The sequence below is a fragment of the Photobacterium kishitanii genome (assembly GCF_000613045.3).
GTDB lineage: Bacteria > Pseudomonadota > Gammaproteobacteria > Enterobacterales > Vibrionaceae > Photobacterium > Photobacterium kishitanii.
Genome location: NZ_LN794353.1, coordinates 1,255,183 through 1,269,991 on the forward strand (window position 1 = coordinate 1,255,183; position 14,809 = coordinate 1,269,991).

The following is a 14,809-nucleotide window of genomic DNA, read 5'->3' on the forward strand; positions in this document are numbered from 1 at the left end:
GTAAATTAACTTAATGACCTATAAAAAGGTAACCACTTTATGAATACGCATTTAAAGCCTATATGTCGATGGGTTGCAGCGGGACTCATAACGGTAGGTGCAGGTACTATTACTAGCCAAGCCCTTGCAGCTACTTCTTCAACTCTCGCTGGAACTGAAATAAAAAACCTAGCATCTGTATCGTATGAAGATACTTTTGGTAACCCATACCAAGCCGATTCAAATGAAGCTGTTGTAACCGTTGCTCAAATTTATGGTGCAACGTTAGAAGCTGATAGAGATAAAACTGCCGCTCCTGGTCAACCTGTCAATCTTAATCATTCATTAATAAATACAGGTAATGGCTATGATTCATATGTATTAACGTATGGTCAAGATTTACCTACAGGTGATACTCGTCTTCCTGGTGGCGATAGCATCAATGCTGATAGTATTACTATGTATCATGATGTAAATGGCAATGGTGTAGCTGATACAGGTGAGCCAGTATTACCTAATGGGCAAGTCATTACTGTTGCTCCTGGTGCCACATATAATGTGGTGTTAGTTGCTGCAGTACCAGTGACAGCATTAAGCACCGATACTCTTGGTGTTCAATTAAAGGCAGAGGCCCATGTTGGTACAGGAGCTCCTGTTCCTGGTAATGTGCTTGATGGCGGTATTAATTATGATTCAGCACCTGATACTAATGGCGATTTAATTCGTGTATCAACAGATGCTGTTGTAAATATACAAAAAACAGCAACTCAACTTACGGGAGTAGGTACTGAGCAAGCATTAGGTATTGATGTTGATGGTAACCCGGCAAATGATTTACCTGTTAATTTAATTCGTTATGAAATAGAAGCGACCAATACGGGTAATACTGCTGCTGAAAACTTAGTGCTATTTGATGGCGCTCCAGAAGGTACTGTATTAGTTAAAACCAGTACGGGTAGTACGTATAATCCATCGAGTTCTGGTTTACTCGGTATCAATGGTGATACACCAATTACTACTGCTGATGATCTTACTGATGAAGGCAGCCATGGTGTTGATTTAGATCAAGATGGTAATGCTACTGATAATGGTGAAGCGGCACTTGATGGTGGTTTAGATCTTAATGGTAACTCAACGAAAACAGATACTGGCGTTGCTGGTGTGTACGCTGTTGATACATCATTAGATCCTAGTACTAAAATTTCGATGACTTTCTATGTTGCTTATTCACCATCGTTAACGCCTGGTGATACTGAGTTCTCGAATACCGCTTATGGTTGTGCTGATTTAGATGGTGATGGTGCTTATACTAGCCCTGGTGAATGTAATGATCCTGATCCTAAAACTGCTGGGCCTGATACGTCAAACAAAACCAAGACTAATTCTGAAACCACATATGGTGTAATGATTACTGATACAGGTATTGACCATAATGGTGACTTTACTGGTAACGGTGGTGGTGATGATGACGGTACTGCGAATGATACTCAAAGAGTAGATAAAGCGGCTGCTGGTAGTAAGGTTATCTTCTTTAACCTTGTTACTAACGAAGGTAATGTAGCTGATGCATTTGATCTAAGTTATGACCTTGGTTCATCAACATTCCCAACTGATACTATTGTTGAATATTGGAATGCCGATGGTTCAGCTAAATTAGTGGATACCTCAGTACCAAGTGACAGTATTGATGATACAGGTATTATACCGCCATCAACGTGTGACAATACGACTCCTCAAACGCTATATGGATTTACAATTAATTGTAACCAAAGATTGATCCGTGTTGTTGCTAAATTACCTGCAAGTTCAGGAGCTAAAGCAACAGCATCAACAATGGTTGTAAGTGCAACGTCTGATGGTGATAGTGCTGTAGTTGACACTAAAACTGAAGAATTAGGTGAGATTTCAGCACCAACAGTTGATGTGGCAAACCAACCATTTACAGCAACAGATATGGATCCAGCAGTAGATCTTGACCCTGTAGACACAGGTGATGGTTTCACTAATGCTGATGTTGCCAATCATTTTAATGATGTACCTTTAGGCTCTATTGTTAGTGCTGATATCTATGTCGCTAATAAAGGTGGAACAAGTGATTCATTTATTCTAACGCCAGAGGGAAGTTATAATACTGGGACAACAAGTTGGGATGCAATGCTACCATCGGGTTGGTCTGTTAAGTTTTATGATAATGGTATTACTAATGGGTTAACTGGTGCTGTTATTGCTGCACCAACCAGTGCTGAATTAACTCAGACTGATACATTACCACCTAATGCTGTTCAACATATTATTGCTAAAATCCAAGTACCTTCGGATGCTGTGTTGGCATTAGCAAATAGTAATCAGGCTAATGCAATTGATGGTAATCCAACTCCTGATGGTGATCTTGACTATATTATTTCAATATTAGTTACTTCAACATCAACCGGTGCAACTAACCGTAAGGTTGAGTCAATTGATGTGGGTTCTTTAGCTGCAATTTCTCTTACACCAACAGCAATCACTAACCAAGTTGAAGCTGGTGGTACTGCTTCATATAGCCATGTATTAGAAAATACTGGTAATACAACAGAAGATATCCTACTTACATCTACTAATAATAAGCCTGATTTCTCAAATACAATTCGTATTGATACTGATGGTGATGGTGTAGCAGATACTGAGCTAGGTAATGTCTGTGCAGGAACGCCTCCTAGTCCTATCCAAGTAATGCAAAACGATAAGATTAATGTCGTTACTGTTGAAGTTATTTGTGATAACGCAGCGGATACTACCCCTGAGTTTACTTTAGAGCCTGGTGAGCAAATACCTCTAGATGTTACGGTATTAACACCAAGTAGCGCACCTAATGGTTTAGTTAATATTACTGATATTACTGCTCAAACAACAGGTGGTTCAGCTCTTACAGTTAACGCTCAAGATTCTACTGAAATTGTAGAAGGTCAAGTACGTTTGTATAAGTATGCAACCTTGGATAGCGACTGTGATGGTACTCCTGATGGAGATAAAGAGTTTGTTGTTCAATTTGATGGCATAGCGCCAGAACAATGTATTATTTGGAAATTAGTAGCTTGGAACCAAGGTACTACCGATGCAATGAATACACTGATTCAAGATCAGCTTACAGAATATACTGATTTTGCAACTGTAGGCGGTGTTGTTGGTGGGCTAACTGATTGTCGTAATACAACTGATGTTGGTGCGATAGAGATGCCAACCAGTGCTACTTATGCATTGAAAGTTGCAGATGTTGGTGCTTTATGTAATCCAACCACAGCAACCGGTGGTGATATCAACGGAAATATTACAGTAGTAGCTGGTGCCTCAAATGTTACATTTGATGTAGGTACTCTATTAGCTGGTGATAAAGCTGTAGGTCAATTCATCGTTAAAATTAAATAAAGTAATCAAGCCTCCATTTTATTATGGAGGCTTATTAAGCTTATTTAATTTAAATAAGTTTAATAAGCCTAACTATCTTTGAATTATTTGCCAGTGGAGAGCGCTTATGGCACTCTTAAATTTAATGTTTAAAGTGAAAGTTTTTATTATATTCATTTTATTATGTATGAGTTCATATGCATTTTCTATGACAAGTGCAGGGACTAAAATATTAAATCAAGCAGAGATGAGATATTTTAATACTGAACTTGGTGAAACATTAATTATATTATCGAATTATGCGTCAGTGAGAGTTGCTGTTGTTTATGACTACGCATTAACACCTGAAGATGATAATACGACAGAACCGGAATCAACACGATTTGCGGCTGCTGGTAGTATTGTTACTTTTCCCGAAGTATTAGAAAATACAGGTAATATAAAAGACAGATACACTTTATTTGTTGAAAATTTACAAGGAGATACCGGTGATATATATACTCGGGATAATGAAATAATCATTTATTATGATCCTAATGGTGATGGCTTAAATAATCCTGGTGAAAGACGGTTAGAATTAGAAAAAGATGAAGATGGACATTATATTACACCCATCTTAAAGCCCGGTGAATTTTTACAATTAACGTATGTCGTTATTGTTCCACCAACAGCTAGAGATGATGATAATTATTTATTTTCTTTTAATACACAATCCGTGGGTGATCCTGAAATAACACGTAAAAATGAGCAACAAATAATTATACGTGAAGGCCCCGCAGTGAATCTGGCTATTCTATCAGACCCTGTTTGTCAGGAATTAGTCTCAAAGGGGAATGAAATTGAATATAGAGTGACTTATGACAGTATCGGTACTGAGCGACCAGAAGCTGCAACTGAACCTTATTCATTCTTTATTAGTGATGGTGGTGATGGTTTAGAAGAAGTAAGTCATGCTGGTTTGTTAATATCTGTTGCGCTACCTGCAAATATAACGATTCAACCTGATAAACGTATTAATGGGGAGCCAGCAAGAGATTACTCACCACGAACGATTATACCTGCAACATCAATGTTTGATGGCGGTATAGTGTTAGTTGGACTTTATGATAATATTATTAGTGGTGGTAATGATAGACTATTAAAATGGATTGATTATTCTATTTGGGATGGTCAAGGTATTGTTGAAAAAATGGGATTCTTAGTTACACCTAGTCATATGGATCCTAATACCAACGGACATTTCACCTATTATTCTATTGTTGATGATGTTGTTGGCGATGAACCGTTTAAAATTTATAGCCAAGCAAGTTTAGAATTGCTTAGTGATGATTCGCTAAATGTGAAAAGTAATGAGCAATGTAATACTTTAAATAATATACAGTTAGAATATAGCGGCGATACTAATATTAGTTTTCAAACTATTAGTATTGATGCTCAAGATTCGAATCTTAATTATTCAGATGGATTAGATTTTGCATCAGCAGACTTTTACTATCTTAATGAGACCCCTAATTTCGATAATAAATTAGATGCAGTATACGCTTATTTTAAATATTCACCAGCGAATGAGAATCGAGGGGAAATAGATGTAATTGGATCTAAAGATTCTAATTTTCCTGTTGTAATAACATCTCAATTTGGTGATGAGTTGAATTGGGTTTTTGTTGAGACTGGGGCCAATACGGGTGTTTTTAGAAGTGTTGTTCCTATATTTACGGTTTTACCTGAAAATGCTGATAGTCCTCGTGAACGTCTTGGTAATGAACATTGTGATAATTTTGATCTGACAGGGAATTCCAATGAGGAAATACAAACAAAAGCTAATGATTATATCAATTTAACAGCGAATAGTTTCAATGGTTCAACACCTACTAATTGTCGAATTGAAGCGAATCCTAATGATATATTAACGATAGAGGTATACAAAAAGGATGGAACAAGTACGAATCTTCGTACAACGGCTAAAGTTAGCCCTCAATTAACTGTCTTTGATTCAACACATTTTTTAACGGATAGTAATAATCAGATTATCTCGGGTTTAGCTGGAAATATTGTTAAGTTTTACAATACGGTTAATGGCCAAGTACCTCAAGTATTAGGTGAGCCAGTTGTCAGTGCAACATCTAATGAAAGAGGTAAAATCCTATTTCCTAAATTACCAGTAACGGCTGAAGGTTATTTTATTGTTGTCGAGCCAATTGATGAATATACATGGCCAACAAAATATACCGATCCGACTGTTTTTAATACATATAGTGTGGGTGCTCCATCTTATGGTGTTAATGGGTATTCGGGGGTTGCGAATTCAGGCTTATTTTATATTCAATCATTAAATGGTCTACCTACATTTGAAGGAATAACAAGTCTTGTACCTAATGCAACGGGCACTATAGTACATATATTTGATATTCCGTTAGATCCTGTTGGGTTAGAACATCGCTTAACATTACAAAAAGATGCAGATAAAGAGACGGCTGAAATTGGTGAGTTTGTTAAATATACTTTAACGTTGCGTAATAATTTACCCAATGCAACAGTATACAATACGCGTGTTATTGATGAACTCCCATATGGTTTTAAATATATGCCTGGAAGCTCGCGGTTGAATGATAAACCACTGGCTGATCCTGAAAAAATAGGTACATCTACAGTCCGTTTTAACATTGGAAATGTTGATGGTAGCGCAGTTGAGCCTAATAGAGGTATATATGTTATTACTTATGTACTGCAATTAACTGCTGGTGCTATTGATTCTGACGGCATTAATTCAGCTTCTGCTATTGCACATACATTAGCGACAAGTAGTGATGTGAGTGCGGGTGATGATGGTTTCCCTATTATTTCTAATATTGCCAAGTATCAGCTAGGGATTACTCAAACAGGGGTGATGTCAGAGCGCGGTATTATTTTTGGTAAAGTCTATGTTGATGCTCAATGTAGTGATGAAATTAAAAATAGTATGTGGCCGATTGGTGGTGTGAAAATTTATTTAGAAACGGGTGATTATGTTATTACTGATGAAAATGGTCAGTATTCAATGTTTGGTATCAAACATGGTAATCATGTTCTGAAAGTCGATAAGTTAACATTACCTACTGGAATTGAGCTAATGCCAATAGATACGCGGAATGCTGGTGTTGGTGATTCTCGATTTGTTGACTTAAGACGTGGTGAGTTCCATAAAGCTGACTTTGTTGCCCCATGTCCAATGGATAACCAGCAAGCTATTTATGAAGAGTTACAAGGAAGAAATAATAATATAAATGGTGATTGGTTATTTGAGACAGCTGAAAAATTTACAGGCTTAAAAAAGAATACACTAAAACCTAAAGTAGGAGAACTAGAGTCAGGGATTGTGAGTGGCCCTAATTCGGCACCTAATAATAGTCAGCAAGTTCCAACTCTAGTGAGTCCAATGTTATATTCATATAGTGGTTATGCTTTGGAATATAAGTCTGGAAATAAACAAGAAATAGAGAATCTATATAAAATATTGCCTGTAGATATTAAAGATGAGGCTTATATTTATCGTATTGATTCAAATAAAGAAGCAATAAGAATTGGATTTTCACATCAAGAAGACAATTTACTTAAGTTGGAAAAAATATTAGCTGAAAAAAATATTGCAACGATGACTGTGCCAACGATTTATAACCGTATTCCATATGAATCACGTTTGAATATTAATAATCAGTTAGCAGATATGATTCCATTACCAGAAAAAGATGTAATGAGAATTACAGCAGCAGAAGCCAAGGAAGGAACGTGGTATTGGCCAAAGAATAGTTATAGTTATCACGGTCGATTTATTGTCGTAGTTAAAGGTAATAATCTTCCTATCCTATATGTCAATGGTAAAGCTGTTAATAATGATCAAATGGGTGAGCGGATTATTAATAAGGAAAAAAATGCACAAATTATTGGTTGGTATGGTGTTGAGTTAGAACCCGGTGACAATTTAGTTGAAGTAAAAGTAAATGATAATTTTGGTAACTTCCGTGTTTTATTAACTAAAGTGTTTTCACACCCTAAATCAGCAGAACGTATTAATTTAACAACTGATGGTGAGGTATTAAAAGCCGATGGTGGACGCTCTGTATTACCAATTAAACTGCAGTTATTAGATGAAAATAATAACTTAGCAAGAGGTACTTATTTTGTAACATTAACGACAGATAAGGGGAATATTTGGTTGGACCCTGATATTCAAGAGCAAGAGACGGGTCATCAAGTTCGTGTAATTAATGGTGAAAAGATAGTTTATCTACGTAGTTCAGATGCGACAGGCCAAATAGAGGTTGTGGCTAATCTTGATGATTTCTCAGATACTTTAAAAGTTTATCAAGTTGCAGCGCAACGCTCATTATTTGTCTCTGGTTTACTTGAATATACTGGACGTTACGGTCGAATGAGTGGTGAAACACCATCTCGTCAAGCCGATGGATATGAAGATCGTAGTTACAGTGATGATGAGCGTGCCGCTCTATTTGTTAAAGGTAATGTTAAAGGCGGAATGCACTTAACACTCAGCTATGATAGTGATAAATCAGACGAAGAGTATCTACGCGAAATATCACCAGATAGCTATTACCCATTACCAGGTGATGCGAGTATCCGTGGTTATGATGCCAGAAGTACCAGCAAATGGTTTGCTAAGTTAGAGAAAGAACGTCACTTCATTATGTGGGGAGACTACAACACCCAAGAGGGAGCTGATACAGCTGATTTAGGTGTCACTAGTCAAACGCTAAATGGCTTCAATGGTATGTATAACAATGGTAAATTTATCGCGCAGTTATATGCTGCACGACCTGATGATTTACATAAAGTTGTTGAAATTAATGGTAATGGTACTGCCATGTTCTACAACATTGGTGATCAACGAATTGTTCGTCATACTGAGACAATAACATTAGTAACCTATGACCGAAATAATCCAGGTTTAGTATTAAGAGAGCGTAGCTTAACTCGTTATATTGATTACACCATTGATTATTTTTCTGGTGATATTCAGTTTAACCGAGTAGTTCCAAGCTTTGATGATGATCTTAATCCAATAAAAGTACGTATTGCTTACGACCTTAATGATGACGGTGAAGCTTATACTATTGCTGGGGGTCGCTTATCTTACCTATTTACACCATATTTAGCGGTTGGTATTAGCTATGAATCTAACGATCACGAGTTAGAAGGTTATGATCTTGGAAGCCTTTGGGTTAATTATGATATTGATAGTCAAACCCAATTAACAGCGTCTGTTGCGACAATGTCGCATGAAGGTAGTGAAAGTGCTAATACAGTAACGACCTCATCAATAGCAGGAGATAAGCTTAAAAATGGTACTGCGGCTAAGTTACGTTTAAAGCGTGACTGGGCTGATTCTTCACAAACAGAGCTTGAATATGCTTATGCTCAAGAAGGTTTCACTAACACAACCGGTGGTGTGACACCTGCACGTCAAGAAGTTCGTTTACGTCACCGTCAGAAATTGATTGGCTTAACGAATTTAAACATTGAAGCTAATCATTCAGAGTCTTTAACAACAGATGAAAAACAACAATCTGTTGGTGCTACGATTGATACTAAAGTCTTTGGTAGTGCATGGACGACCCGTTTAGGCTCTCGGTATATAAAGAATGAGACCAGTGATGGCGATAAGGAACAATATACAACAGCCATTGTAGGTGTTGGCCGTAGCTTTAACTTGTTTAATCGAGCAGGTCGTATTGATAGTGAATATGAGCAAAGCTTTACGAGTAATGAGCAACGACGCTTTAGACTTCAAGCTGATTGGAATATTCATAAGCAAGCTAATCTCTATACGCAATATGAATATATTGACTCAATTGGCGGTATTAGTAACTTAGGCAGTGGTACTACAAGTTTACTGACTGCAGGTATTGATGTTGATTGGCAGCATGGTGGTAGTACTTTCAGTGAGTTCCGTCAACGTGGTGCGTCAGACGGTCGTATATTAGAAGTTGCGAATGGTTACCGCGGTAAGTTTGAAGTTATCCCTGGTATTAGTATTGATCCTGCGGCTGAATATATTGAAGTCATAAAAGGTGAGGGTGAATCTGGTGTTGCTGTTTCATTAGGCATTGCGGATGTACGTAGCCCAAATTATAAGACCACAGGACGAATTGAATATCGTCATGGCGATGATCAAGATTATTACGGTATCTTAGGCGCATGGGTAACACGGTTAAGCCAAGATTGGAGTGCCTTAGTTCGTGAAGAATACCGTTATATAAGTAATAAATCGGCAACTAATAATTGGAATAATCACTTCAGTGTTGGTATCGCTTATCGTCCACGTTTAACTAATCGTTATAACATGTTGAGTGCTTATGAGTGGAAAGTTGATCGGAATGATATTAAACGTATCGCGCATATTCTATCTACCCATCAAAATTATCAAGCATCGAAGGATTGGTTATTATCTGGACGCCTAGGGATTAAGTGGGAAGATTATACCGATTACGATCAACACTATAATTCAGTATCTACTATTATTGATGGTCGTGCTCTGTATTACATTAATCGTCGTTGGGATTTAGATCTCCATGCCGGCGTATTAGGTACTGATGGATTAAGCAGTCGTCGTTATTCATATGGTGTCGGTATTAATTATCTAGTAATGAAAAATTTACGTGCTGGTATTGGCTATAACGTGATTGGTTTTGATGATAGTGATCTTGATCCTCAAGGTTATAACCTGCAAGGTTTTTATTTCAATGTAATGCTCAAGCTTGATGAAGGTTTATTTGGCTGGTTGAGCGAGTAGAGGTAATTAAATAATGAAAGTTATATTCTTTTTATTGCTTGTATGTGCCTGTTTAAGTGGTTGTGTAAATGATAGGGAAATATATACAGACTACGGTAAATTGGCATGTAATAAAGTATGCCCTGAGATTAAGTCATTACTTTGGCCTAGTGTTATTCATTTTGATTTTGATAAATCAAATATTACGGCAGCAGAAAAAAGTAAGCTAGATCAAGTTGCTAAAGTATTAAAACAACGCTCATCATTTAATATTGCAATTATTGGAGCCACAGATCCAACGGGAACTGTTGAATATAATAATGCATTATCATTGCGTCGTTCAGAAGTCGTGGGTAATTATTTACAAACACAAGGAATTGCAAACTCACGGATGGTATTAATTGGCACCGGTGAACATGAGTTATTTCTAAAAACAAATAATAAGCAAAAAAATGTCGTAAATCGTAGAACATACCTTATTTTGCTTGATGCCAATCATAATCCAGTAGATCTTTATTTTAATCAGCTGTCTTTACCATCAGAGCCTCTCATGATGAATAAAGTAAATAGCTTATAATAGGCGAGGATCGTCATATGAATTTTTTCTACAGGTTACTTCCTAAATTTTTGATAACAGTTGCATTGTTATTTAGTTTTGGTGCAATGGCATTGACTGAGTCCGGTATGGTTATTAAAAATCAGGCAGGAGCAACATACCGCGATAGTGCTGGTATTGAGAGAAGTACAACCTCTAATTTAGTTGAGACTATTGTTCAGCCTGTAGTTGCAATGACGCTAACGTCAGATCAATCCAAATTAGGTGCGCCTGATGGCAAGGTTATTTTTACACATGTGTTAACTAACACTGGTAATGTAACTGATACCTATAAGCTTGATTTAACATTGCCTGCAACCGTTATTAGCAGTGCGACTATTTATCCTGATATGAACCCTAAAGATGGTATTGCTGACGTTGGTGATCCCATTATATCAGGAACAACTCTTATTGGTCCTTTAGCCCCGAATGAAACATATTCTTTTGTTATTGTGGCTGATATTTATTCAACGGCAACTGTGGGTGATGTTGATTCATTGACGATTAAAGCCACCAGTCAAGGCGATGTTGTCGATGGTATTCCGGTATCAAGTACTGGAGTTGGTAACGCAACCAATACAGATACGGTAACGGTGACAGATTTACCTATTATTGAAATTACTAAAGCAATGAATGCCGATAATGGTGCTTCTCCAAGTGGTCCTTATGTCGTGACTTTTACCTATAGTAATGTTGGTTTAACCAATATGGACGTTGCCAATACAAATGGCGTTATTTTAAAAGATATTTTACCTGAAGGTATGAAATTTAATGGCGCGGTTAATTGGAGTATTTCAGGTACAGAATTAACACCGACGACAAATACAGGTGGAGGAAATGGCACCGACGGTAATTCAGATCTGACGTTCACAACCTGTATCGCTCCTAATACTGGATGTAGTGTGCGTGATGAAGTTGAATTTACAATGGATGGCCTTGCTTCTGGTGAATCAGCAACTATCTCATTTGAAGTGATGATTGCTAACGGTCTTTCTGCTGACACGTTATATAATAACGGTATATATGGTTTTGATGCAGATAATAGTGGTCAAGTTGATTCTGGAGAGAAAGAAACCACGAACACTAATATTGTACCATTTAGGGTCAATATGAATTTTGGTGTTATTGCCAATAATGGTGGTTGTGATGCTGGTACGGATAATAATTGTGATGGTAATGACGATACGAATCATGAAACCGTAAATGTACCTACAGCTAAACAGGGCGAACGTGTTGCATTTACTAATTATATTTGGAATATTGGTAATTCAGCCGATACGTTTAATATTACTTATGATACATCTTCTTTCCCAACAGGAACCAGTTTCTTCCTTTATAAAAGTGATGGTATAACACCATTGGTAGATACTGATGGTACATCAGATCCTGATACTGGGATTATTCCTGCAACGGGAGAAACGTGTCGTGCATATCAAGTAACTGACTCATCAAATAATTGTGGTTATAAGGTGGTATTAATTGCAACATTACCGCCAAACTTTTCGGGGACAGGTCCTTTTAAGGTCTTTAAACACGCGACATCATCTAATGATACGTCGATAACAAACAAAGTCATTGATGAGTTGGGGGCAATTGAAGCTAGTACCGTTGATTTAACTAATAATTTTAGAGCTGAAACTGCGACAACAACCGAAGATAATTGTGACGACTCGAGTGATAATTGTGGTTTTGGTGCAGGAGCTGAGCCAACACCTGTAACGACAAATGTTGTTGTGCCTGGTCAAACAACGCGCTTTACATTATATGTGACCAACACTTCAGCTGTCGCTGATGGTTATCAACTAGAATATAGTAGTACTGATTTTAATGCTGGCGTGTTACCTGCTGGTTGGACGGTTGAATTTAAAAATATAAGTAATGCTAAGATCTCGGATATCGCAGTTGTTTTACCCGATGCGACACAGGTATTTTATGCTGATGTAACCGTACCAATTACTAGCCCCACGGTAACTCAATCGATATATTTTAAAGTATCATCAGCAACTACAGGTGTGAGCGATGTTAAGCATGATGCTGTAACTACAGATAATAGTGGTTTATGTATTGGTTTAGTGTCTGATTCAAGCATGACAATTCCAGTCGGATCGTCAGGGGTTTATAAGCATACAATTACTAATACCAGTAATGATGCTATTAATAATATTCCGTTGACTATAACCAATAATATTACTGGATTTAGCGCTATTATTTATGAAGATACAGATAGTGATTTAAACTTATCAGCGGCAGATGTTGCCATTACGTCAATTGCAACATTAGCAGCTAAAGAGAGTAAGCTTCTTTTTGTGAAAGTATTTTCAGCTCCGAACTCTGCGGAAGGTATAACTAATATCACAACAGTAACAGCCACAGTTCCTTGTGGTACGGTGACAGTACAAGATTCAACGACGATATCTAACACCAATATGAGTGTTACTAAAGAGCAAGCGTTAGATGCTGGCTGTGATGGGAGTGCGGATGGGCCGTTCTCTACCAATAATATTTCAGCAGCACCTGATGAATGTGTTATTTATCAACTAAAAGCGCAAAACATCGGGATCAAAAATGCTGTGAATGTGAAAATAACAGACGCAGCACCAACATTTACTACTTTCCTTGTAATTCCAGGCACAATTCCAACCATAACGACGGGAACAATTAATCCGATAACGAATGGGGGACAGGGGGCTATTGTGGGTACCGCCGGTACTGTTACTCCTGGTAATTCAGAGACATTAATATTTGGTATAAGGATAGATAAATAAGAGCTAATTAAAAGTTATCGTTATTGTTGACGGAAACCCTTGCTTGGTTATTATTGATCAAGCAAGTTTTTTTATTTAGATAAATATAATGTTTAATTATTAAAATAAAACCCTGTGATTAAATAAGTAATTACAGGGTTTTGTTTATTTATATTAATAAACTAGTTATTTTTAGAAAGGATATTTATTGCTCGTTTATTACCTTTTAAAGCGGATTTTTTAAGCCAATACTCAGCTTGTGAAATTGATGAATTAACACCATCACCATTTATATAAATACTTGCTAAATTGTACATGGCTTTATTGTTGCCATGAGATGCCGACTTTTTATACCAATAAATAGCTTCGTTGAAGTCTTGTTTAATTAATTCACCTTGATCATATAATTTTGCCAATTCAAAGCTTGCTGCAGGATATCCTTTTTCATCGGCTGATTTTAGATTGTTAATAGCAATGTTAATATCGTTATCTATTAATTCTAAATTATCAATACTTAAAATAGCAAGATCAAATAATGCTTCTGGTAATTCATTCTCTGCTGCAGTTTTTAAATGCGTAAAACTTTTTTTAGTATCAATAGGGATATCATATAGTCCATGATGATAAATGTCACCTAACAGAAGATGTGAGTATTGATGGCCTTTTTCTGCTGATTGTTGCAATAAATTTATAGCTTGTGAAATATTACGATTTAATTCCAGATAAGAAATCGCTAATAAATGATTTGAATATTCATTATTATTTTTGTTATTTTTAAGAAGCTCAATAACTTTTAAATGTTGTTGTTGTCTGAAGTAGATGTATCCGAGCGAATAGGATGATGGAATGTGTTGATTCTCATGGTTAATTATCAAATGTGATTCAGCTTCTTTGTAGTCAATATCACCACCTCGCCCATCAATTAACATTAAAGCATAGTAATAACGACTAAGGAGATGATCTTTTTCAGCGGCTTGTTTATAAAGAGAACGTGCTTTATCTTCAGATAATGGAATTAATTTACCTTCTTCATATAGAGCGGCTAAATAAAACATTGCATCAGGATCGTCCCTTGCGTAAGAAATTATTTTATCAAGATATAATTTACGTTGATTAACGGATGTTTTTTTGTCTTCAATAGCTAAAATAGCGGTAGTTAATGGAAACTGTTGTTGGTCTTTATTTTGTGACGAAATTAAGTTTTGTTTGTTTGTATCTATATTAGAATTTGTTTGTAGGAAAGTATTTTCTGCTGAGCAGCTAGTTAGTATTATTAAACTTGATAATATGAGTCTTTTCATTATTGATTTCTCCTATCCCTGTACTATTGTTATTTTAGAA

General features: G+C 36.6%; 5 protein-coding genes. 4 read left to right on the forward strand and 1 reads right to left on the reverse strand.

Features of this window, described 5'->3' with window-relative positions; all coding sequences use genetic code 11:
• Positions 1–39 precede the first annotated feature (39 nt).
• From PPBDW_RS20570 to PPBDW_RS20585, 4 genes are all read left to right on the forward strand, one after another.
• The gene (locus tag PPBDW_RS20570; RefSeq protein WP_036792255.1) at positions 40–3,384 is read left to right on the forward strand and encodes a hypothetical protein; all 3,345 of its coding nucleotides are present in this window, start codon (positions 40–42) and stop codon (positions 3,382–3,384) included.
• A 106-nt stretch (positions 3,385–3,490) separates the two neighbouring features.
• On the forward strand, positions 3,491–10,150 hold the full coding sequence (locus tag PPBDW_RS20575) for a DUF11 domain-containing protein (RefSeq protein ID WP_036792258.1): 6,660 nt from the start codon (positions 3,491–3,493) through the stop codon (positions 10,148–10,150).
• Positions 10,151–10,163: 13 nt separating this feature from the next.
• Complete coding sequence (locus PPBDW_RS20580; protein ID WP_045043370.1) at positions 10,164–10,706, forward strand: OmpA family protein; 543 nt, start codon at positions 10,164–10,166, stop codon at positions 10,704–10,706.
• 17 nt (positions 10,707–10,723) lie between these two features.
• On the forward strand, positions 10,724–13,489 hold the full coding sequence (locus tag PPBDW_RS20585) for a COG1470 family protein (RefSeq protein WP_036792259.1): 2,766 nt from the start codon (positions 10,724–10,726) through the stop codon (positions 13,487–13,489).
• 161 nt (positions 13,490–13,650) lie between these two features.
• On the opposite strand, the gene PPBDW_RS20590 is transcribed toward PPBDW_RS20585, so the two are convergent.
• On the reverse strand, positions 13,651–14,769 hold the full coding sequence (locus PPBDW_RS20590; protein WP_036792262.1) for an SEL1-like repeat protein: 1,119 nt from the start codon (positions 14,767–14,769) through the stop codon (positions 13,651–13,653).
• Between the last annotated feature and the right edge of the window lie 40 nt (positions 14,770–14,809).